The sequence below is a fragment of the Phaeobacter sp. 11ANDIMAR09 genome, assembly GCF_001294455.1.
Classification (GTDB): Bacteria; Pseudomonadota; Alphaproteobacteria; order Rhodobacterales; family Rhodobacteraceae; genus Pseudophaeobacter.
Map to the genome: position 1 here is coordinate 15,350 of NZ_LIKT01000011.1, position 22,944 is coordinate 38,293.

The following is a 22,944-nucleotide window of genomic DNA, read 5'->3' on the forward strand; positions in this document are numbered from 1 at the left end:
CGAAACAAAAACCGCCGATTGCAGCCAACCCCAGGAGGCCGATCTGATGCTGATCCAAGGCGCCATAGCCCAAGGACTGACGTCGAACCTGTACAAACAGTCGACAAAACTAAACGAGGAACAGACCGCAAAGGTTGCCGAATTGTTGTCACATGTTGGCACCGGAAACCTCAAAGACAGCACAGCGCAAACCGTTGTGGCCGAGGCCAAAGAGCTCAGGCTCATTTCCAACTCGGATCTTGCCTCCGCTCTAGCAGATGCCGGTTTCGACACCTCGGAACTCACCAAGCAAACAGGCCAAGGCCTGATGGGGCGTCCCGAAGGTCCGCCCCCACCGCCGCCTCCACCGCAGGAAAGCAAGGGCATCGCCACCGTCGACGACGCGATTGTCGAACTCATCGCCCAGGCGGTTGAAGAGTATGATGTGAGCCAGGAAGAGCAAACCACTTTGGGAGAGGCAGTTTTGGCCACTCTGGAGGAGGCCGGCTATGACAGCTCGCAGCCGTTGATCGATTTTTACTCCTGAGCGAGGAAGATCGCAAATTGGGTGATCCTAACAAAAGGGGGCGCAGAAATCTCTGCGCCCCCTTTGTTGATTGACTTGCATGCCGCTTAACTGCGGGCTTCGCGGATCAGTTTCAGGATATCCTGCGCTGCCTCGGGAATATTGGTGCCAGGACCAAAGATCGCCTTGACGCCATTGTCATAGAGGAACTGATAGTCCTGCTGCGGGATCACCCCGCCGCAAATCACCAGGATATCCTCGGCCCCCTGCTCCTTCAGCTCTTTGACCAGTTGTGGCGCGAGGGTCTTGTGACCCGCCGCCTGGGATGAGATGCCGATGACATGCACATCATTATCAATGGCGTCCTGAGCGGCCTCGGCCGGTGTCTGGAACAGCGGGCCCACGTCTACATCAAAGCCGATATCAGCAAAGGCCGTTGCAATCACCTTGGCGCCACGATCGTGACCGTCCTGGCCCATCTTGACCACTAGTATACGCGGACGACGCCCCTCGGCCTCGGCAAAGTCATCAATCGATTTCTGGATCGCGGCAAAGCCTTCGTCGCCTTCATAGGCCGCGCCATAGACGCCCGCCAGGGTTTTCACTTCGGCGCGGTGACGTCCGAATTCCTTTTCCATTGCCATGCTGATCTCTCCAACAGACGCCCGCATACGGGCCGCTTCGACAGCTGCCTCCAGCAGGTTTCCACCCTCCTTGGCACGCTTGGTCAATTCATCCAAAGCCGCTTGACAGGCCGCCTCATCGCGCTCTGCGCGCATTTTCTCTAGCCGGGCAATCTGGCTTTCGCGCACCGCAACATTGTCCACATCGAGAATATCGATCGGGTCTTCTTTTTCCTTGCGGTACTTGTTGACGCCAACGATCACTTCTTCGCCACGGTCGATCATCGCCTGGCGACGGGCCGCGCTTTCCTCAATGCGCAGCTTCGGCATGCCGGAGGCCACAGCCTTGGTCATGCCGCCCATCTCCTCGACTTCCGCCATCAGCTCCCAGGCCTTGTCGATCAGCTCGTTTGTCAGGCTTTCAACGTAATAGGAGCCCGCCAGAGGATCGACCACCTTGGTCACGCCGGTTTCTTCCTGCAGCACCAACTGAGTATTGCGGGCAATCCGGGCGGAGAAATCGGTAGGCAAAGCAATGGCCTCGTCCAGCGCATTGGTATGCAGCGACTGCGTGCCGCCCAAAACCGCTGACATCGCCTCATAGGCGGTGCGGATCACGTTGTTATAGGGGTCTTGCTCTTGCAGCGACACGCCCGAAGTCTGGCAGTGGGTCCGCAGCATCTTGGACCGGTCGGATTTGGCATCAAACTCGGTCATCACCCGGTGCCACAGGGTGCGCGCGGCGCGCAGTTTGGCGATCTCCATGAAGAAATTGGTGCCGATGGCAAAGAAGAAGCTGAGACGGCCGGCGAATTTATCGACGTCCATGCCCGCATCCAGTGCTGCGCGTACATATTCGCGCCCATCCGCGATGGTATAGGCCAGTTCCTGCACCAGGTTCGCGCCAGCTTCCTGCATGTGGTAGCCGGAAATCGAGATCGAGTTGAACTTGGGCATCTCGTTTGATGTGTATTCAATGATATCCGAGATGATCTTCATTGAGGGTTCTGGCGGATAGACATAGGTGTTGCGCACCATGAATTCCTTCAGAATGTCGTTCTGAATGGTCCCTGCCAGCAGGGACTTGTCATGGCCCTGCTCTTCGCCTGCGACGATGAAATTCGCCAGAATCGGGATCACCGCGCCATTCATGGTCATCGAGACCGAAACCTTGTCGAGCGGGATGCCGTCAAACAACACCTTCATATCCTCTACAGAGTCGATGGCCACGCCAGCCTTGCCGACATCGCCAACCACACGCTCGTGGTCACTGTCATAGCCGCGGTGGGTAGCGAGATCGAAAGCAACGGATACCCCCTGCTGACCAGCAGCCAGGTTGCGACGGTAAAAGGCGTTGCTCTCTTCGGCGGTGGAGAAACCGGCATACTGACGGATGGTCCAGGGACGGCCCGCATACATGGTGGCTTTGACCCCACGGGTAAAGGGACCAAAGCCCGGCAGCGTACCCATATGCGGCAGCTCTGCGGTGTCTTCCGCAGTGTAAAGTGGCTTGACATCAATGCCTTCGAGGGTGTTCCAGGTCAGGTCCTCGAGCGGGCGGCCACGGAGCTCTTTTTCAGCCAGAGCCCGCCAATCGTCTGTCTTGCTTGTCATCGGGTCTTCCTCTTGTCAGTTCTGTTTGGGGCAGGTTCAGTCCCGCCGCCGGGTGTTCTGGATCCTGTACCAGCTGCGCCTGCCCATCGGCACCGGCAGCCAGCCACATCAGATCATCAGCATAGTTTTCGCGCAGCATGGCGCATTGGGCCTCATCAAAGGGACGCCAGCGCCCCTCTCCCTCAGGCAGATCCTGGGCTGCGTTTTCCAGCAAATGAGCCCGCAAATCTTCCAGCCGCAAGGAGGCGTTCAGACGCACCCGCGCATGGGTTCGCGGCGCCTCGCAGTCGCATAGCTGTTCCAGCTGCGCTTCAGGGCGCCCGCCGAAGGTTTCAAAGGGCAGCACCTTGACTTCGACCCCCGGCATGGCACAGGCGATGTCAGAAATCACGTCGCGCCAGCTGCGGCTACTCTCTGCCAAGTTTTGCAATTGCAGATACGGTGGCACGCGATGACCACGGACAACTGCATAGGTCAGCGCCGAGGTCCAATAGGTCTCGAGGCTGCGAATATTCAGCGCCACGGTTGTTACCTGGCCATCAAAGGCCTCGGCGTAGCGCGCCATCCGTTCGCCCACACCGCTGTACAGCGCCCCCAGACGCAGGTTGGTACGGGTGCTGCCAATGAGGTTTTCGTCGCTGACGATGAGCTGCTTGATGCCCCGTTCGCGGCTTTGGGTCAGGTTCATCCTGATCCGCCCCTGCGCGCGTTTTGCCAGAGCACGGGAATTACCGACGGCCGGGGTCGGCAGCACGCCATGCAGCAACCCCTTGCGGGTTCGGCGCGGTCCCCAAAATCCGACCCCTTTGGTTTCCAGCTCTGCCGCATTCTGGCGCAGATATTCCTGAAAAGAGGTGGTGGCACAGCGGTGTGCCCCGAGATGAAGACAGGTTTGCATCGCATTTCCAATTCTTTGGACAGGAGGCACGTTTCGCACCTCTGAAAAGGGAGTCGGCCAGATCATTGCCCACAGACCCTCTCAAAGCGATTAACAGGAGTGTATTTATTTCGGCGCATCGGGCGATTGCCCATCGCATTTACGCGCCATGCGCATATATTGAGGCCAACAGGAGTGATCATGAAACCATCCCTAGCCGTTGTTTTGTCGAGTTTTCTTTCGCTTGCCCTTGTGCTTCCAACCCAGGCGGCAGAGCCCGAAGCCTCTGCGCTGTTCCAATCGGGAGAAGAGGCGGATCTGGCCAGCTTTCTATGGCACAAGCGCCCGATCGTGGTCTTTGCCGACAGCCCGGAAGATCCCAGATTCAAAGAGCAGATGGCGCGATTGACCAGCGAGGCCGACGCGCTGCTGGAACGTGATGTCGTGGTGTTGACCGACACCAGGCCCAAACCAGCCTCGGCACTGCGCAAAGAACTGCGTCCGCGGGGCTTCATGCTGGTTTTACTGGGCAAGGACGGCGGGGTTAAGCTACGTAAACCCCACCCCTGGACGGTGCGCGAACTGTCCCGCAGCATCGACAAATTCCAGGACCGCTTGCAAGAGGTCGAAGACCGGCGCGGAGACTGACGCCTTAGCCGTTGCTGCGCACGTAGATCACCGCCTTGGCCTGCGCGTCCACAATCATGACACCGTGGCCTTCGGGAATAAAGGCCATGCGCGAGGTCGGGTTCATGATGGCCTGGTGGTAGATGGATTTGACCAACTCGCTCATGCAGTTGACCCCGGCCAGACCAGAGTTGAGCACGCTGATCCCATGCGGCAGATCCCGCGACATGATCGACTCGACCAATGCATTGGGGGATTTGTCGCCCACTTTGAAGACCACCGGCTGCCCCTCGGCCAGCATTTTTAGACCCGTGTCTACCGAGCGTGCAGGCGGCAGCAGCGAAGAAATCCGCGGGTTTTCGGTGTGAAACACCGCCGCGGTGCAGGTGCCGTTGCTTTCGAAGAAATAGGTGTCGCCCAGCATCACCCATTCGGACAGCTGAACGCGCAGCTCCTCTTCCTTGTCCAGCGCACAGCCGGACAGGAGAAACAGGGTCGAGATCAAAGTGAGTGCCAGTCGAAACATGAGCTATCCTGCGCGAAACCAATGGGGTTGGTCTCGCACAGAGATCTGAAGATTTGGTGCACGCGGCATGACTGCGCAGCACAGAGGCAGGCTCAGAGCACCCCAAGGGGCGCAACTGACAACCCGGTGTCCCGGTCAGAGCCCTGCGCCCTGTCCGAGACAACCGGCTTATGCCTGCCGCAGTGATCACCCCTCAAATTCCATGATCACTTCGTCAACCGCCAGGCTATCGCCAGCGCTTGCGTTGATCTTGGCAATCACGCCTTTCTTTTCGGCGCGCAGGATGTTTTCCATCTTCATCGCTTCAACGGAACACAGCGCCTGACCTTCCTGCACCTCGTCGCCGACCTCGACATCGATCTTCACGATCAGGCCCGGCATAGGGCACAGCAGCAGTTTGGAGGTATCCGGCGCCACTTTCTCGGGCATCAGCTCAGCCAGCTCGGCCTGTCGCGGCGTGCGCACATGGACCTTGAGGTCTGCACCGCGGGAGCGAATGCGGAAGCCACCCGAGATCTTGCCAACTTTCAGCACCAGCGGGGTGCCATCTACATCCAAAGTGGCCAGCTGGTTGCCAGGGGTCCAATCGCTGGCGATCCGCATCTGCGCTCCGTCATCAAAGGTGATGGTCGAGCCCAATTGATCGGCATCAATCGAAACCGCGAAGCTCTGACCCTGCAGCGAAACAACCCAATCGGTGCCAACGCGGCGCTCGTGATTGTCCATACGGCCCGACACCCGGGTGCGGCGGATTTCGGCAACCCGGTGCATCGCAGCCGCCGAGGCCGCAACACGGCGCAGCGCCGCTTCGGGAAGATCAACACCGACAAATCCCTCAGGGTATTGCTCTTCGATAAAGGCCGTGGTCATGGCCCCTTCGATAAAGATCGGATGATCCATCACCGCCGACAGGAAGGGCAGGTTGTGGCCGATACCTTCGACCTCAAAACCGTCCAGCGCGTTGCGCATCGCTTCAATCGCCTGATCACGGGTTGGCGCCCAGGTGCAGAGCTTGGCAATCATCGGGTCATAATACATCGAGATTTCGCCGCCCTCATAGACGCCGGTATCATTGCGTACCGCGATCCCCTCGCCCGCGGGAGCCTCGCCTTGCCATTTGCCGTTGTCCAGCAGTGGACCACCCGACAACTCGGCTGGGGGGCGATAGCGGGTCAGACGGCCAATCGACGGCAAGAAGCCCCGATAGGGATCTTCGGCATAGAGACGGTTTTCAATCGCCCAGCCGTTCAGCTGAATATCGTCTTGCGAGATGGTCAGCGGCTCACCGTTTGCCACCCGGATCATTTGCTCGACCAGATCGACGCCCGTGATCAGCTCGGTAACGGGGTGTTCCACCTGCAGCCGGGTGTTCATTTCCAGGAAGTAGAAATTCTTGTCACCATCAACGATGAATTCCACGGTGCCAGCCGAAGCATAATCCACCGCCTGCGCCAGAGCGACAGCCTGTTCACCCATCGCTTTACGGGTGGCCTCATCCAGGAAAGGACTCGGCGCCTCTTCGACAACTTTCTGCTGACGACGCTGGATCGAGCATTCGCGCTCGCCCAGGTAAATGCCATTGCCGTGGGCGTCGCAAAGCACCTGAATTTCAATGTGACGTGGCTGGGTCACAAATTTCTCGATAAAGATCCGGTCATCGCCAAAGGAATTCGCCGCTTCGTTTTTGGAAGATTGGAAGCCCTCGCGCGCCTCTTCGTCATTCCAAGCAATCCGCATACCCTTGCCGCCGCCGCCAGCAGAGGCTTTCAGCATGACCGGATAGCCGATCTCCTGCGAGATCTTCACCGCTTCATCTGCGTCCTCGATCAGCCCCATGTGGCCAGGCACAGTAGAAACACCGGCTTCCTTGGCGATCTTTTTAGAGGTAATCTTGTCGCCCATCTTTTCAATGGCGCCCACTGGGGGGCCAACAAAGGCAACGCCTTCAGCCGCGAGGGCCTCGGCAAATTTCGAGTTTTCCGACAGGAAACCATAGCCGGGATGAACCGCCTGAGCACCAGTGGCCCGGATCGCGTCCATCACCTTGTCGATCACAATATAGGACTGGTTCGCCGGGGGCGGGCCGATATGAACCGCCTCATCGGCCATTTGCACGTGCAGGGCCTGTTTATCTGCGTCCGAATAGATGGCGACAGTCTTGATGCCCATCTTGCGGGCGGTCTTGATAACACGGCAGGCGATTTCGCCCCGGTTCGCGATCAGGATCTTTTCAAACATTGGCAGTCCCTTGTTCTTTGGTATGTCGAAACGCAAAACGCCACAGCTGAGCTCTCGACTCAGCTGTGGCGCCAGCATGGATATCTGTTGTCGCCCGGCGGGGCAGACAGATCAGTGAAACGGGTGCAGTCGTCGCCCTAGCAGCTGCCTGGGTTTTCCTTGCAATAGATGAGATTGGCTGCAGTGCCGACCGCAGCACCGGTGAGCAGATGCCCCCCGAGCAGGGCTGAACCAACCGCCCCGGCGCCGGCGCCAAAGGCGACCTGCTCCCCGGTGGTGTCGCCACAGGCTGACAGGGCTGTGCACAGCGCCAATGCTGATGAAAAGAAAATGGCCCGCATGATGTTACTCCTTCTCGTGGGGAGAGCTGCTCTCCCCTCCAGGAAGCAGTTGGCCCGCATCCAGACAACAGGCAAGTCTTGGCGCCAAGAGAATGAGCAGCCGCACGCCCAAAGCTGCGCCGGTTTCGGCGGGGTTTCGCCTTGAACTCAGGACAATCAGCGTCACGCGCCTGTTTGAGCGGATTTTGGCCCACGCCCGTCTGCGCCCTCACGGGGGGCGCCGTCATAGTCTGTGCTGCGCTCGGGGCAAGGTCAGCCAGATGACCAGCGGCAACAGGGGCAAGAGCCCCTTTCCCCCAGTCAGCTGCAGATTGCCTTGCCCCGACCCTCACAGAACCTTCCCCTCAAATGCATCCGGGAAGGAGCGCTGTGCCAGCTCAACATCAAGAACCAAAAGCGCCTCGTATGAGGCCGGATCAAAGGGATCTTCTGCAGGCAAAACCTCGCGACCAAACAACCAGCTCAATCGGCCAGCGTCCAGATTGCCACGTTCAAAGGGTTGATCGCCAAAGTGCTGCAACAGGGCCTGCATAAAAGCGGCATCCGCACGGCGGTCCGCCGGTTTGCGGTCGCGAAACCGCTCACGTCTGGTCAGTGCAGTCACCCCTTTGGGGTTGGGGCGGCGAACGATAAATTGGAAATCGGTTCCCGGCAGACGGCCAGGGAAGCCTCGGTGCTTTAGCATGATGGTGCCTCCGATCCGGCACCCCGAGGGACGGCTGGGGCCGGCCACAGGGCCGGACCCCATGTGTCGTTACTTGTATTTGCCGGTGTAGACAGGCTCGGCCGAGATGGGCTCGGGCTCGACCACAACGAACTCTTCTTCGCGGTTGCCACAGGCGGCAACCAGCGCCAGCAGACCTGCCAGCGTGACAAACTTGATGCTCTTGGACATTTCTGTCTCCTGAATGTGTTTCTGAGACCGCCAGAACATTCTGCCCCGTCCAGCCTCAACCTCAATTTACGAATGATTTTGCAATCATTCGCGCCAAGGATAGCCCGGTTGCGGGCTGAATCACATCGAAAACGACCCCAGGTGGAGCGCTGTGGCTGCAAAGCCGCAAAACACTGCCGATGAGAAGAACCTGCCGCAAGATATTGTAGAGGCATCAAAAAGCCTCCCAAATACAGCGGCCACCCTCTGGGCGATAGGCCTCAAAGAACTGGGTTGCCTCTGGGTCCGGGGTGCCAAATTCCACCGGACGGTCGGAAAAAGAGATCACAACCATGCGCGGCGCTAACTCATGCTGGCGCAGATAATCCAAGGCCAGCGAGTCACACAGGTGCTCCATATCCGCAGCACTGCGGGCAAAATCCATGCCCTCCGAACCACCGTCTGCCCCCGTTCCCGGACGCGAGATGCCCGGCGCAACAAAGCGAAAACGCGCCCATAGCGCTCCGGGGCTGTCATCCATCAACACCTCAGACAGCAGCACCTGCTGCCCCGAGGGCACCGTCACCGGAACAAAGGCTCCCGCCAAATCCGCTCCGTCAGCCCAGACGGCTTCGCCCACCAGAAACCCGCAAGCCGCGGCGGCATATAACGCGCTCTTCACTCCAGGGGAAAACCAATCAACCAATCCGCAACCCCGCCCCCCAATGACTTGGGCTCCTCCGGGCGGGGTTGCTGGCGCTGCGCAAGTGGCGCGCGCTGTCTGGTGTTGGTTGGAGCGGATCATTGTCCAGTCTCAGCCTCTTTGTCAAACCCTGATACAGAATTGTGCGAAATTACTTCTGATTGCATTCTCAGAGATCCCTTCGCGCTCAGGCGGGCGTGGCGCAGCCAACGCCTGCGCTTTTCCCCATCCTCCAGCACGGCCCGGATTTCGCTGGCCAGATTTCCCGGCACCCGCCCGGCAACACGCCCCCCTGCAGTGACTCGCAACGCTTCGCCATGCACTTCGACTGTCACCACCGGTGAAAAGCCACGCACCCGTTGCACCGCGCGCCAGATATCCTGCCGGACCTGCTGCGCCAGCCGCAACGGATCCGCCAGCGGCAGGGCACTACTGACAGCCACATCAAAACGCGGCGGCAGCTGACGTGCGACAGTTAAAGCCCCCCTGCCCTGCAGGATATGCCAATTGCCCCGCTTCATACCGCACCATTCTGCGTCTGCCTGGCCCACGGAGCCGAGAAGCCCGTGAAAACCAGACCCTTCCAGAGCTCAGTCATGACCCAGCGCCTTCCTTTTCATCTTTCCACAAATATTCTCGGGGGTGCGGGGGCAGACAGCCCCCGCCGCAACAGTGGCTTACAGCGGTATGTTGTCGTGTTTTTTCCAAGGGTTCTTCAGCGACTTACCACGCAATGAGGCAAAGGCACGGCTGACCCGGCGGCGAGTGGATTTGGGCTGGATGACCTCATCAATAAAGCCGCGCTCTGCCGCCACAAAGGGATTGGCAAAACGGTCTTCATAGTCGGCCGTGTGGGCCGCGATCTTGTCGGCATCCCCCAGATCGGCGCGGTGGATGATCTCTGTCGCGCCCTTGGCGCCCATCACCGCGATTTCCGCTGTGGGCCAGGCATAGTTGAAATCACCGCGCAGGTGTTTGGAGGCCATCACGTCATAGGCGCCACCATAGGCTTTACGGGTGATCACGGTCACCTTTGGCACCGTGGCTTCGCCATAGGCAAAGAGCAGCTTGGCCCCGTGCTTGATCACGCCGCCATATTCCTGAGATGTCCCTGGCAGGAAACCGGGCACATCGACCAGGGTCAGGATCGGGATTTCAAAACAGTCGCAGAACCGCACAAAGCGCGCCGCCTTGCGTGAACTATCGATGTCCAAACAGCCCGCCAGAACCATCGGCTGGTTGGCCACAACACCCACGGTCTGCCCCTCAAGTCGGATAAAGCCGGTGATGATGTTCTTGGCGTAGTCTTCCTGGATCTCGTAGAAATCACCCTCATCCGCCACTTTGGTGATCAGCTCTTTCATATCGTAGGGCGAGTTGGGGTTCGCCGGGATCAAGGTGTCCAGACTGTCCTCAATGCGGCCAGGCTCATCAAAGAAGGGGCGCACGGGTGGCTTTTCGCGGTTATTGAGCGGCAGGAAGTCCACCAGACGGCGCACTTCTGCCAAGGCCTCAACATCGTTTTCAAAGGCAGCATCAGCCACCGAGGATTTCTTGGTATGGGTGGAGGCGCCGCCCAGCTCCTCGGCGGTGACCACCTCATTGGTGACGGTCTTGACCACATCGGGACCTGTCACAAACATGTAGGAGGTGTCTTTTACCATAAAGATGAAATCGGTCATTGCGGGCGAATAAACCGCGCCACCGGCGCAGGGCCCCATGATCACCGAGATCTGCGGCACGACGCCGCTGGCCATGATATTGCGCTGAAACACCTCGGCATAGCCCGCCAGTGAGTCGACACCCTCTTGAATACGCGCCCCGCCAGAATCGTTCAGACCGATGATTGGCGCGCCGTTCTGAATGGCCATATCCTGGATCTTGCAGATCTTTTGCGCATGGGTTGCCGAGAGCGAGCCACCAAAGACAGTAAAATCCTGGCTGAACAGATAGACCATACGGCCATTGATCGTGCCCCAGCCGGTGATCACACCGTCGCCCGCAGGCTTTTGTTCTTCCATGCCAAAATCGGTACAGCGATGCGACACGAACATGTCGAACTCTTCAAAACTGCCCTCATCCAGCAGCAACTCGATGCGCTCGCGTGCGGTCAGCTTGCCCCGCTTGTGTTGCGCATCGATGCGACGCTGACCGCCGCCCAGTCGCGCGGCATTGCGACGGTCTTCCAGTTCGGACAGAATATCTTTCATGGCTCGGATCCCCATATAGAATTTGCGACAGACTATAGCCCAAACAAGCCAGACCAAAGGTAAAATTGGCAAATTTGCAAACCTTTTGCATACGACTGGTGAAAACTTGAATAATTGCTAACTTTTCTCATTGTTTCCAGAATAGATCCAATCCAACATATTTTCGCCGCAATGCGTTCACTCTCTGTTCAGAGCGCGGATACCAATATCGGCCCGAGTCAATCAAATTCGGGCAGTGCAATGTTAAGTCGTGATGACATCCTCAAGACCATGCAGTACGAGCGTTTCCATATCAGTGAACCGCTGAACACCACCGGGAAGACCCCGCTCAAGATCACCTATCAATATGCCGGAGGCAGCGCGCCAGGAGATCTGCCGTCCTCGGCGGAATATGACGGGTGGCGGCGCATGAAGGAGGCCGAAAAGGCCCGTTTCGAAGAGGCTTTGGCCCATTTTGAAAGCTATCTCAATGTAGACTTCGTGCAGGTCAAACGCGCCAGCGATCCCGATCTGAACGTAGGCGCCATTTCCTTGCCTGGGGCCACCATCGGCAGCGGCGGCTACAGCATTCACTACCAGGGAGATCGGATTACGGAATGGGACGGATTTGTTGCTTTTGACGCGACACTGGACCTGTCACAGGACCGCTACACCGATCTGTTGCTGCATGAGCTGGGCCATGCCATGGGCTTGCAACATCCCTTCGAAGCCGACACCCCGATCCCGGACCAATATGAAAACAATCTCTATTCCCTGATGTCCTATAGCGCCAACCCCCATAATGGGTCACATAGTGATGCGCTCATGTTGTTTGACGTGCTTGCCTTACAGGACATCTGGGGGGCCGCCGTTAGCACTCCAGACGACAGCCGCTACACAGGTTGCCGCACCAAGACCGTCGATACAATCTGGGACAGTGGTGGCATCGACGCGCTGGATGCAACCGGACGCACAAACGCTGTGACGCTAGACCTGCGCCAGGGTGCTTTTTCCTCTTTTGATGCGGAAAAGGATGTGGTTGTGACCTTTGGCACCCAGATCGAAAACGCCTATGGGGCCAAGGCCAATGATCGGGTGATCGGCAATGATCTGGACAACCTGCTGCGTGGCCATGGCGGCCGGGATCTTTTGGCGGGCAAAGCCGGAGACGACCGCCTGGAAGGGGGATCTGGCGGCGACACCCTCTGGGGGGATCATGGCGACGATCTGATGCTGGGCGGTCGCGGCGGCGATCGCATGCGCGGCGGCGCGGGCGATGACCGGCTGAGCGGCAACCGTGGCCAGGACAGGCTGGACGGTCAGAGCGGCGATGACTTCCTGATCGGCGGCCGCGGCAAAGATGTATTCATCTTCAAAAACCAAGGCGGCGCAGATACGGTCGGCGACTTCAAACCCGGCAAAGATATGCTCAACATCATTGGCCACGGCGATAGAGAAGATCTGCTCAGCAGGGCGCATGACACCGACAAGGGCCTGCTGTTCGACTTTGGCGCTGACGACAGCCTGCTCCTAGTGAATGTGACGTTGAGTGGTCTTGGCGATGACTTTCTTGTGTAGGTGGCGCAGCCAATAGACATTCTCACTGCGCTGAACTAAGCCCAAGAGATGCAAAACTCCCAAAACGCGGCTCAGCGCGGATTGAGCAAACCCCATATCACCACCCTGATCCTGCTGGCAGGCCTGTCTGCGTTGGGGATGAACCTGCATTTGCCAGCCCTGCCCAGCATGTCGGAGTATTTCCAGGTCGACTACCGGGTGATGCAACTCTCCGTTGCACTGTATCTGGGCGGCAATGCGGTGGTGCAGATTTTTGTCGGGCCAATATCTGACCAGATGGGGCGCCGCCCGGTGCTGCTGGTTAGCATGGTGCTGTTCTTGCTGGCCACACTGGGCTGCATCTTTTCCCCAACAGCCGAAGTGTTTTTGTTTTTCCGCGTGGCGCAGACCGTCGTCGCAGCCACCATGGTACTGAGCCGCGCCGCCGTGCGGGATATGTATGACACCAATGATGCCGCCAGCATGATCGGCTATGTCACCATGGGCATGGCCGTGGTGCCGATGATCGGCCCGGCCATCGGGGGATTTCTGGATCAATGGTTTGGTTGGACGGCCGTATTCTGGCTGCTGTTTGCTATGGGGGCTATGACCCTTGCCATCACCTATTTCGACTTTGGCGAAACCGCCCACAAAAGCGGCAAGACACTGCGCGCTCAGTTTGGGGAGTATCCCGAGCTGTTGCGCTCGCCACGGTTTTGGGGCTATTCGCTCGCCTCTGGTCTGGCCTCTGGCTCCTTCTTTGCCTATCTGGGCGGAGCGCCCTTTCTCGGCACCGAGATCTACGGCCTGACCAGTGCGGAACTGGGGGTCTACTTCTCGGCGCCTGCCATTGGCTATTTTGCCGGCAATTTCCTTTCTGGCCGCTACTCCACTCGGGTCGGGATCAACCGGATGGTGCTCTGGGGGTGTATGATCAACGGTATGGGCGTGCTGGTCTCGCTTCTCATTGCCCTGGCCGGGGCGGATACTGTTTTCACCTTCTTTGGGCTGATGTGTTTTGTTGGCCTTGGCAATGGCATGGCCATTCCCAATGCCACCACAGGCGCGATCTCTGTGCGCCCGCATCTGGCCGGCACCGCATCGGGCCTCAGCGGGGCCATCATGATTGGTGCTGGCGCCCTGCTCAGCGCCTATGCCGGGTCCCTGCTGAAACCGGATTCAACCGCTGTGCCCCTTTTGTTGCTGATGTTTATCACTGCCGTCGCAGGGCTTTTGTCGATCTTCTATGTGATCCGTCGCGAAAGGCAATTGGGAAGCTGACTTGCTGTCAGTGCAACTTTGCAATTATACTTCTTTAGGATGGTAGATTTGCAAAGGTGCCGCCAATGGCCACACAGAAACTCTATGCAGGCGCCAAACTGCGCGAGATGCGCACCCGGCTTGAGCTGACGCAAAAAGATTTTGCGTCCAAGCTGGGGGTTTCCCTGCCCTATCTGAACCAGATGGAAAACAACAACCGACCGGTATCCACCACGGTTGTATTGGCCCTGGCGCAGGAGTTCGGCCTGGATGTGACCGAGCTGTCGACCGGCGATAGTGAGCGTCTGGTCAGTGACATGCGCGAAGCCATGGCCGATCCGGTCTTTGCTGACGAGGCCCCGCCACTGGCGGATCTGCGCCTCACCGCCTCCAATGCCCCTGCCCTGGCGCGCGCCTTTCTCAGCCTGCATCGCGCCTACCGCCAAACCCACGAGCGGCTTGCCTCGCTGGATGAGGCCCTGGGGCGCGAAGATTCCCGCATCCAGGCCAGCCCCTGGGAAGAGGTGCGCGATTTCTTCCACTATTGCGACAATTACATCGACGCGATGGATCGGGCTGCCGAGCGTTTTGCAGGCTCCGCGGATGTGCGACTAGCCGCAACCAATGCGCTGGAGAATGCCGGCATCACCATCTCCGTGACTGATATGGACGGGCTGCGCGGCTATGATCCCGAGAGCCGCAGCCTGCGGCTCTCCAACCGGTCCAGCCCGCCGACACAGGTGTTTCAACTGCTCTTGCAGGTGGCCCTGCTCAGCCAGGAGAGCCTGTTGGAGGCAACGCTGGATTTTGCCCGCTTCCAAAGCGACGAGGCCCGCGCCATCGCCAAGATCGGTCTCGCCAATTACTTTGCCGGCGCGGCGCTGATGCCCTATGGCCGCTTTCTGGCTGCCGCCCAGGAAGACCGCCACGATCTGGAACGCCTTGCTACCCGGTTCGGTGCCTCGATCGAGCAGGTCGCACATCGCCTGTCGACCCTGCAACGCCCCGGCGCCAAGGGCATTCCCTTTTTCTTTGTTCGGGTTGACCAGGCCGGGACTATCACCAAACGACACTCGGCCACACGGTTGCAATTCGCCCGCTTTGGCGGCGCCTGCCCGCTGTGGAACGTACATCGCGCCTTTGAAACGCCGGGACGTTTCCTGCGGCAGCTGGCCGAAACCCCGGACGGGGTGCGCTATATCTCGCTGGCGCGGGACGTTTCAAAATCCGGCGGCTCCTTTGGCTCACCTGTACGGCGCTACGCCATTGCCCTGGGCTGCGAGGTCCGCCACGCCCCGGCTCTGGTCTATGCGGACAATCTGGAGTTGAGCAATACTTCAGCCTATGAGCCCATCGGCATCTCCTGCCGCATCTGTGAACGCAAGACCTGCCACCAGCGCTCAGTTCCACCGCTGGAGCGCCGCCTCAGCATCAATAATGACCAGCGCGGCGTGCTGCCCTATGAAGTCAGCTAGGCTCCGTTCCAACGCTAGAACGTCAGGCCGGATAGGCTCAGACAAAAAAGGGAGCGCCTCGCGCTCCCGGTTACTCGTGACCATACATGCTAAACCGCCCTGCTAGCATGTGCTAACAGGGCAGCTTTATCGTCGAAGCCTCAGGCCTTGGCCAGAATGCTCCAGATCTCATCCTTCAGTGCACCGCGTTTTTTGCGCAGCTCAACCTCGGTCAGCTCTTCCAGAGGCTCCACATTGGTTTCGGCGCGATGTACCGCGCGGTTCACCTCGTGATACTCATCCGCCAATTTGGCAAAATGCGCGTCTGACTGTTTCAACTGGCTCATGGCATCCACTTTGTCGGGGAATTCTTGGGCCAGCTCATGGGGGGTATTGGACATCTGTTCGCTCCTTATATTTGGGTCAGGAGCAGGCTATTGCGCGCGCAATAGCTCCACCTTGACGCGGATCAAACAAACATCTGAAAAAGGTGTGTCAGTCCGGATTTTTAGGGGAAATCGGATTTCCCCCTCCGGGCTTCTAGCGCGGCACAAAAAAGGTCGCCGCTCCCGAATGGCAGGAGCGGCGACCTTGCAATTAACACAGGTGAGCAGCCGTTTATCGCTGGCTCTCCTGCCAGTTCTTGTTGAACCATGGCTCAGCATTTGACGCCGCAAGACGGCGACCCAGAATATGGTCTGAAGCCTTTTCCCCTGTCATGATCGAGGGGCCGTTGAGATTGCCATTGGTAATGCGCGGGAAGATCGAACTGTCGGCAACCCGCAGGCCATCCACGCCAATGACCCGGCACTCAGGATCGACAACTGCCATCGGATCATCTGCTGCACCCATCTTGCAGGTGCCGCAGGGGTGGTAGGCGCTTTCCGCGTGCTCCCGGATAAAACCGTCCAGCTCCTCATCGCTCTGCAGCGCATCGCCAGGCTGGATCTCATGTTTGACAAAGGGCTTCATTGCCTCCTGGCCAAAGACCTCCCGCGTCAGGCGGATACATTTGCGGAAATCAATCCAGTCCTGTTCCGTCGACATGTAGTTGAAAAAGATCTTGGGCGCGTCCTTGGGATCGGCACTGGCCAGGGTGATCTCGCCGCGCGACTCCGACCGCATCGGCCCAACATGCGCCTGAAAGCCATGGCCTTCGGCTGCGGCCTGACCATCGTAGCGCACGGCAATGGGCAGGAAGTGGTACTGGATATCCGGATAATCAATGCCCTTGTCAGAGCGGATGAAAGCGGCACTTTCAAACTGGTTCGACGCTCCAAGCCCTGTCTTGCGAAACAACCACTGCGCCCCAACCCAGGCCTTGCCAAAGAGGTTCCAGTATTTGAACAGGGTGATGGGCTGCTTGCAGGCGTATTGAAAATAGAATTCCAGATGATCCTGCAGATTCTGACCCACGCCAGGACGATCCGCGACAACCTCAATGCCGTGTTCCGCCAGATGTTCAGCCGGGCCGACGCCAGACAGCATCAGCAATTTCGGCGAGTTGATCGAGCTGGCTGCCAGGATTACCTCAACCTCTGCGTCAATCACCTCAATCTTGCCACCACGCTCAACCTCGACACCGGTTGCGCGACCATCCTGGATCACCACTTTGCGGGCCAGGGCGCGGATCATATCGCAATTGTCGCGTTTCAATGCCGGACGCAGATAGGCATTGGCCGCCGACCAGCGCCGCCCCTTGTAGACGGTCATCTCCATCGGGCCAAAGCCCTCTTGCTGCTCGCCGTTGTAGTCTTCGGTCACCGGATAGCCCGCCTGTTCGCCCGCGGATACAAAGGCGTCATGCAACGGGTTATCGCGCGGGCCTCGGGTGACATGCAGGGGACCATCTTTGCCGCGCCAATCGGCGTCGCCCCCCTGACCGCGATTGTCCCAGGTCTCCATGCGTTTGAAATAGGGCAGCACATCGGCATAGGACCAGCCTGCAGCGCCGCTTTCGGCCCAGTGGTTGTAGTCGCCGGCATGACCACGCACATAGACCATTCCGTTGATCGAAGACGAGCCTCCAATGACCTTGCCGCGTGGGGTCACCAGCTCGCGATTGTCCAGATGCGGCTCGGGCTGGGATTTATACCCCCAGTCATACAGCGACATATTCATCGGATAAGACAGCGCGCCGGGCATCTGGATAAGCGGCCCCACATCGGTGCCGCCATGCTCGATGATCAGCACCGACTTGCCTGCCTCTGACAGACGATAGGCTATGGCACAGCCCGCCGAGCCGGCCCCTACGATCACATAATCCGCTTTCATATTTCGTCTCCGAATACGGCCCGGGCCGCGTCTTTCCCCCATGGGGGTCTTTCTTCAAAGACCCCATTGCCCTTTGGGGCAACGGGGCGGGTGGGTGGGCGTTGGCCCAAAGGGCAATCAGAAGGCCGCTTCAACATCACCCATACGCACATAGACAGATTTCACCTGGCTGAAGTGCTTGATCGCCTCTTTCGAGTTCTCACGCCCCACCCCCGAGGCCTTGACCCCACCAAAGGGCGCTTCAACCGGGGCATCATTGTATGAATTAATAAAGCAGCTGCCTGCTTCCAGATTGCCAATCACCCGATGCGCACGGGTGAAGTCCTTGGTGAAAACCCCGGCAGACAGACCAAACTCGGTATCATTGGCGCGCGCTACCACCTCTTCTTCGGTGTCAAAATCCAGCACTGACATAACAGGGCCAAAGATCTCTTCGCGCGCAATCGTCATATCATCCGTCACATCGGCAAAGACAGTCGGCTCAATAAAGAACCCATCCATATCTGCACGCTTGCCGCCACAGATCAGCCGCGCGCCTTCCGCTTTGCCCTTTTCCACATAGCCCATGACGATATCCATCTGGTTTTGCGTGACCATGGGGCCAAAGCTGGTGGCCTCATCCATCGGATCACCCAACACAGCATTGCCTACCCGCTCGGCCAGACGTGCCAGGAATTTCTCCTTGATGCCTTTTTGCACAAAAACGCGGGTGCCGTTGGAACAGACCTGCCCCGAGGAATAGAAGTTGCCATTGATGGCACCGCCGACCGCATTGTCGATATCCGCGTCATCAAAGACGATCATGGGCGATTTGCCACCCAGCTCCATGGTGACATGTTTCATGTCGGCCGCTGCCGCAGCATAGACCTTCTTGCCGGTGGGAACCGATCCAGTCAGCGAGACCTTGTCGACGCGCGGATCAGTGACCAAAGCGCCGCCCACTTCGCCCATGCCCTGCACCACATTGTAAACACCTGCAGGCAGACCGGCCTCAAACAGGATCTCCGCCACTTTCAACGCGCACAAAGGCGTGGTTTCAGAGGGTTTGAACACCATCGAGTTGCCACAAGCCAGGGCGGGCGCACCTTTCCAGCAGGCGATCTGGGTGGGGTAGTTCCAGGCACCGATACCGACACAGACCCCCAGGGCCTCGCGGATGGTATAGACCCAATCTTCGCCCATGGGGATATGCTCACCGGTCAGGCTACCGGCCAGGCCACCAAAATACTCCAGCGCATCGGCACCTGATGTGGCATCCGCCACCAGGGTTTCCTGCATTGGTTTGCCGGTGTCATAGGTCTCCAGCACCGACAGATCATAGTTGCGCTCACGCATGATATCAGCGGCGCGGCGCAACACGCGTCCACGCTCGGTGCCGCTCATCTTGGCCCAGATTTTCTGGCCGGCCTTGGCGCTTTCCAAAGCGGCATCAACAATTGCCGGGGTCGCCGCATAGACGGTGGCAATCTGTTCGCCACTATAGGCGTAGATCACCGGGATCGGGGTGCCACCCGTGTCTTCTACATATTCACCATTGATGAAATGGCTGGCTTTGGGCTGCGCGGGATGGGTCATTGGATGTTCTTTCAAGTTCAGAAATTAGGTTACTCGCCACGGGGAAAACGTTTGTTTTCCTCCAGATTGTCGAGGTTCATGTGATTGCGCATGTAGCGCTCGGAGGCCTTTTGCAATGGCTGGTAGTCCCAGGGGTAGTAGCCGCCCTGACGCAGCGCCTCGTAGACCACCCAACGACGCGCCTGACTGGCCCGCACATCGGCGTCAAAGCGCGCCAGATCCCAGCGTGCCTCGGACTTGGCCTTGAGCGTCTGAAGCGTGCCCGCATGAGCCGGATCCTCTGCCAGATTGGTCAGCTCCAACGGATCCGCCTCCAGATCAAACAGCTGGTCAGGATCAAGGCTGCAGCGGTTGTATTTCCATTTGCCGTAGCGCAGCGAGACCAGTGGCGCATAAGAGGCCTCGGCGGCATATTCCATCGCCACCGGGCTGGTGCGTTCCACGCCCTTGGCCAACGGCACCAGGTTTTCACCGTCGGTCCAGGGAGCGATTTCTTCCATCGGCAAGCCCGCCAACGCACCCAGGGTCGGGTTCACATCCAGGGTGGAAACCGGAGTTTCGATCAGACCCGCAGGCAAATCCGGGGCAGAGATCATCAGCGGCACACGGGCAGAGCCGTCATAAAAGCTCATCTTGAACCAGAGGCCGCGCTCGCCCAGCATGTCACCGTGGTCAGAGACAAAGAGAATAATCGCCTCCTGCCTTGTGTCTTCCAGCACCTGCAGGATCTCGCCGATCTTGTCATCCAGATAGGAGATATTGGCAAAATAGGCGCGGCGCGAACGCTTGATGTTGTCCTCAGTGATGTCAAAGCTGCGCCAGTCATTGGCGTCGAAAATCCGCTGCACGTGTGGATCGTGGTCCTCATAGGCCAGTGCTGAGGTTTCGGGCAGCAGGTGATCGCAATCCTCGTAGAGATCCCAATATTTCTTGCGCGCCACATAGGGGTCATGCGGATGGGTGAAGCTGACGGTCAGCGCCCAGGGGCGCGCGTCCAGCCCGCGCGACAGTTCATAGAGCTTGGCGGTGGCGTTATAGGCCACCTCATCGTCGTATTCCATCTGGTTGGAAGTTTCGGCCACCCCTGCCCCGGTGACGGAGCCCATATTGTGATACCACCAATCGATGCGCTCGCCTGGTTTGCGATAATCCGGCGTCCAGCCAAAATCGGCCGGGTAGATATCGGTGGTCAAGCGGTCCTCAAACCCGTGCAATTGATCGGGGCCGACAAAATGCATCTTGCCCGACAGGCAGGTGTAATAGCCCGCGCGACGCAGATGATGCGCATAGGTCGGAATGTCACTGCTGAACTCAGCCGCGTTGTCATAGACGCCGGTGCGCGAGGGCAACTGTCCGGACATGAACGCGGCACGCCCCGGCGCGCAGAGCGGCGAGGCGGTATAGGCATTGGCAAAGCGGGTCGAGCGCTCTGCCAGTTTCTTAAGGTTGGGGGCGTGCAACCAATCCGCCGGACCATCCGGAAACAGCGTACCGTTCAACTGATCAACCATCAGGATCAGGATATTCGGCTTGGTCATTGGTGGGGCTCCCCTAGAATTTCGAGCCTCTCGGCCCACTTGAATGTGCTGCCAGCCTACTGGCCTTTTGGGTCTTTTGCAGGTCGGCCTGCGACCTCCTTTTGCTGCAATTCCGCCCCCATCAAACGGTCGATGGGGGCGGATCTGTTTGATTTAGTGGACCGCTTTGATCCGCTCGAAGTCGAGGGTGTTTTCCTCAGGCGAGGCGGTGATGCTCATCACCTCTTTGCGCTTGGCCACAACGATATAGGCCAGGCAAGCAATATAGATGCCTATCACCACGGTGCCGATCCATTGGATCTGCAGCCACTGGCTCTGGAAGGCCAAGGTCAGACCAAAGAGCACCACAGCATTGCCCAAAACATAGGGAATGGTGCCAAAACGCTGCGCCGAGAGGTTCAGGTTATCAGTGTACAGGCGGATCAGTGAGTCAAAGGAGTTGATCACAAAGATGATCCCGACAACCACCATCGACACATTGATCAGCAGTGTCAGCTCGATGCTATTCAGGTGATAGTAGTAAAGAACCGAGAACCAGATCCCCAGCGGAATCGAGGGGAAGATCAGCAGCGAGGCCAGAACCTGCCAGGTCTTGAGCCCACCAACAAAGCGCGAGGTGAACTGACCAATCATGATCGACCAGGCGAACCACCAGAAGAGGTAGAATTCGTGATAGTCGGTCAAGGGCAGCACAAATTTGTGGATATTGGCAAAATATCCACCAATGTTGGAGGCGGTATCAGCAAAGGCGCCCAGCCCCATACCTGCATAGGCCCACATGCCTAGGATCAGTGCCAGAAAAAGCGCGGTAGACCCAATCGACAAAACACGCACGTATTTGATGTCAGTCGAGGAGAAGGCCGCAACCAGGATCACCAGGAAGGTGATGACATAGAAGGCCGGGATCACGGTCTCGCCGTCGCCCATGAAGGTGGCATAGTAAGGCAGATAGACCAGGAACAGCGCGCCAGTGAAGGCACAGGTGCCAATGATAACGATATTGTTGATCAGCTTAACAATGCCAATTTCAAAGAACTTCACCTTCGGCTCAATCACACAGAAATAGAAGGTGGTGAGGAAGTAGAAGCCCCAGATCAGAAAGCCCCAAAAGCCGAACTCCAACGCCAGCGGGTTGGTAAAGCCATACGCAGGCTCGGTTGCGACATCCGCATAAAGCGGGAAGTCCCAGGCCAGCGGGAACATGATCAGGCCCACATCGAGGCCCGAAGTGAACAGAATTGCGATGAAGGTGAACAGATGTACCGGCGTCACGCCGACATTGCTCACGTTCCACCATTTGATGGTGCAGAAGATGACCAATGCAAAGGCCATCAAAATTCCTGCCGAGATGATGAGTGTCATATGTCCCTCCCATGACGGGCTTTTGTCGCCCTAGAACATGGAAGCGGTTTTTAACACGGAAAACCAAATCCCCAAACATATTTTTAAATCTCTATACAAGTTTTCATTTGAAGATAACAGCAGTTGAAACCTGAGCCCAAGTAACGCAAAACTTTGGCATGGGAAGAAAACGTATTAGAGACATTCGCAACGAAGAGCTCATTGAGGCCACCATTGTCGCCGTGCACAAACGCGGTTACTCTGTTGTTACAATGGCAGAAATCGCGCAGGAAGCCGGAGCCTCAGCAGCCTCGATCAACTATTACTTCGGCTCCAAGGAAGGCCTGATGGAGGCCACGATGCGGCACCTGCTGCGGAAGTTACGCACCGCGATGATCGACGGCTACAGCGCCGCCCAGACGCCTAAAGAACGGCTTTATGCGGTAATGGATGCCAATTTTTCAGACACTTTGTTCACCATTCCGCAGTGTAGTATCTGGATGCAGTTCTGGGCAAACGCCCCCTACTCGCCCCGTTTGGCGCGTTTGCATAGAATCAACCGCACCCGGGTGCGCAGCCATGTGAGGGCCGAATTGGCCAATCTCTTGCCCGCTGAGCGGGTTGAGACGGCGCGCAGTGCCCTGCAATGCTATATGGATGGAGTATGGCTGGAGGCCGCGCAGTCCGAACACTGTGTCGACGCCAAGGCAGCCCGTCGCGCAGCACATCGGGTTGTGGATCTGACCCTCTCTTAGGGCAGCTTGGCAAGACAGACCGTTCCTCTATGCCTGCGGTCAGCATCCGGCAATTGGGCGGCAGGCGGACAAC

The 22,944-nt window shown here is 58.3% G+C and carries 21 protein-coding genes; 6 read left to right on the forward strand and 15 right to left on the reverse strand.

The features are described 5' to 3' along the window. The first annotated feature begins 46 nt into the window (after positions 1-46). Positions 47-526, forward strand: coding sequence for a hypothetical protein (locus AN476_RS11140; RefSeq protein WP_054461660.1), 480 nt, complete (start codon positions 47-49; stop codon positions 524-526). Positions 527-612: 86 nt separating this feature from the next. On the opposite strand, the gene scpA is transcribed toward AN476_RS11140, so the two are convergent. Both scpA and AN476_RS11150 read right to left on the reverse strand, forming a co-directional pair. Continuing rightward, the gene (gene scpA / locus AN476_RS11145) at positions 613-2,742 is read right to left on the reverse strand and encodes a methylmalonyl-CoA mutase (protein ID WP_054461661.1); all 2,130 of its coding nucleotides are present in this window, start codon (positions 2,740-2,742) and stop codon (positions 613-615) included. Next, positions 2,705-3,640 (reverse strand): hypothetical protein, encoded by a 936-nt coding sequence (locus AN476_RS11150; protein ID WP_054461662.1) that lies wholly within the window; start codon positions 3,638-3,640, stop codon positions 2,705-2,707. The genes scpA and AN476_RS11150 overlap by 38 nt, the downstream gene beginning before the upstream one ends. 180 nt (positions 3,641-3,820) lie before the next feature. On the opposite strand from AN476_RS11150, the gene AN476_RS11155 reads away from it, so the two are divergent. Then, positions 3,821-4,267, forward strand: a complete 447-nt coding sequence (locus tag AN476_RS11155; RefSeq protein WP_054461663.1) for a DUF4174 domain-containing protein — start codon at positions 3,821-3,823, stop codon at positions 4,265-4,267. 4 nt (positions 4,268-4,271) lie between these two features. Here AN476_RS11155 and AN476_RS11160 read toward each other — a convergent pair whose 3' ends face one another. The 8 genes from AN476_RS11160 to AN476_RS11190 all read right to left on the reverse strand — a co-directional run bounded on the left by AN476_RS11160 (position 4,272) and on the right by AN476_RS11190 (position 11,138). After that, positions 4,272-4,772, reverse strand: a complete 501-nt coding sequence (locus AN476_RS11160; RefSeq protein WP_054461664.1) for a hypothetical protein — start codon at positions 4,770-4,772, stop codon at positions 4,272-4,274. Positions 4,773-4,958: 186 nt separating this feature from the next. Next, on the reverse strand, positions 4,959-7,010 hold the full coding sequence (locus AN476_RS11165) for an acetyl/propionyl/methylcrotonyl-CoA carboxylase subunit alpha (RefSeq protein WP_054461665.1): 2,052 nt from the start codon (positions 7,008-7,010) through the stop codon (positions 4,959-4,961). A 137-nt stretch (positions 7,011-7,147) separates the two neighbouring features. Next, the gene (locus AN476_RS11170) at positions 7,148-7,351 is read right to left on the reverse strand and encodes a hypothetical protein (RefSeq protein ID WP_054461666.1); all 204 of its coding nucleotides are present in this window, start codon (positions 7,349-7,351) and stop codon (positions 7,148-7,150) included. Between the two features lie 328 nt (positions 7,352-7,679). After that, positions 7,680-8,036 carry a hypothetical protein gene (locus tag AN476_RS11175; RefSeq protein WP_054461667.1) on the reverse strand — a complete coding sequence of 119 codons (357 nt, stop codon included), beginning with the start codon at positions 8,034-8,036 and terminating at the stop codon, positions 7,680-7,682. A 69-nt stretch (positions 8,037-8,105) separates the two neighbouring features. Next, positions 8,106-8,246, reverse strand: coding sequence for a hypothetical protein (locus tag AN476_RS23080; protein WP_172684823.1), 141 nt, complete (start codon positions 8,244-8,246; stop codon positions 8,106-8,108). Between the two features lie 214 nt (positions 8,247-8,460). After that, positions 8,461-8,907, reverse strand: coding sequence for a DUF6497 family protein (locus AN476_RS11180; protein WP_371257346.1), 447 nt, complete (start codon positions 8,905-8,907; stop codon positions 8,461-8,463). A 119-nt stretch (positions 8,908-9,026) separates the two neighbouring features. Next, positions 9,027-9,449 (reverse strand): hypothetical protein, encoded by a 423-nt coding sequence (locus AN476_RS11185; RefSeq protein ID WP_054461669.1) that lies wholly within the window; start codon positions 9,447-9,449, stop codon positions 9,027-9,029. A 156-nt stretch (positions 9,450-9,605) separates the two neighbouring features. Further along, on the reverse strand, positions 9,606-11,138 hold the full coding sequence (locus AN476_RS11190; RefSeq protein WP_054461670.1) for an acyl-CoA carboxylase subunit beta: 1,533 nt from the start codon (positions 11,136-11,138) through the stop codon (positions 9,606-9,608). 240 nt (positions 11,139-11,378) lie between these two features. Between AN476_RS11190 and AN476_RS11195 the strand changes: the two genes are divergently transcribed. The 3 genes from AN476_RS11195 (at position 11,379) to AN476_RS11205 (ending at position 15,409) form a co-directional block, all read left to right on the forward strand. Beyond that, positions 11,379-12,695: a M10 family metallopeptidase gene (locus AN476_RS11195; protein ID WP_054461671.1), complete on the forward strand. Its 1,317-nt coding sequence runs from the start codon at positions 11,379-11,381 to the stop codon at positions 12,693-12,695. Between the two features lie 48 nt (positions 12,696-12,743). Next, on the forward strand, positions 12,744-13,955 hold the full coding sequence (locus AN476_RS11200; RefSeq protein ID WP_054461672.1) for a multidrug effflux MFS transporter: 1,212 nt from the start codon (positions 12,744-12,746) through the stop codon (positions 13,953-13,955). Positions 13,956-14,020: 65 nt separating this feature from the next. Next, positions 14,021-15,409, forward strand: coding sequence for a short-chain fatty acyl-CoA regulator family protein (locus tag AN476_RS11205; protein ID WP_054461673.1), 1,389 nt, complete (start codon positions 14,021-14,023; stop codon positions 15,407-15,409). 140 nt (positions 15,410-15,549) lie between these two features. Here the strand turns inward: AN476_RS11205 and AN476_RS11210 are convergent, their stop codons facing one another. From AN476_RS11210 to AN476_RS11230, 5 genes are all read right to left on the reverse strand, one after another. Next, positions 15,550-15,789 carry a YdcH family protein gene (locus AN476_RS11210; RefSeq protein ID WP_054461674.1) on the reverse strand — a complete coding sequence of 80 codons (240 nt, stop codon included), beginning with the start codon at positions 15,787-15,789 and terminating at the stop codon, positions 15,550-15,552. Positions 15,790-16,006: 217 nt separating this feature from the next. Continuing rightward, positions 16,007-17,662, reverse strand: coding sequence for a choline dehydrogenase (betA, locus tag AN476_RS11215; RefSeq protein ID WP_054461675.1), 1,656 nt, complete (start codon positions 17,660-17,662; stop codon positions 16,007-16,009). 117 nt (positions 17,663-17,779) lie between these two features. Continuing rightward, entirely contained in the window at positions 17,780-19,237 is a 1,458-nt protein-coding gene (gene betB / locus AN476_RS11220; RefSeq protein WP_054461676.1) for a betaine-aldehyde dehydrogenase, read from the reverse strand. 29 nt (positions 19,238-19,266) lie between these two features. After that, on the reverse strand, positions 19,267-20,775 hold the full coding sequence (gene betC / locus AN476_RS11225) for a choline-sulfatase (RefSeq protein ID WP_054461677.1): 1,509 nt from the start codon (positions 20,773-20,775) through the stop codon (positions 19,267-19,269). A gap of 153 nt (positions 20,776-20,928) precedes the next feature. Continuing rightward, positions 20,929-22,137, reverse strand: coding sequence for a choline transporter (locus AN476_RS11230; RefSeq protein ID WP_054461678.1), 1,209 nt, complete (start codon positions 22,135-22,137; stop codon positions 20,929-20,931). 158 nt (positions 22,138-22,295) lie between these two features. Between AN476_RS11230 and betI the strand changes: the two genes are divergently transcribed. After that, a complete protein-coding gene (betI, locus tag AN476_RS11235) occupies positions 22,296-22,871 on the forward strand; it encodes a transcriptional regulator BetI (RefSeq protein WP_054461679.1) in 576 nt (191 codons plus the stop codon). The last annotated feature ends 73 nt before the right edge of the window (positions 22,872-22,944 follow it).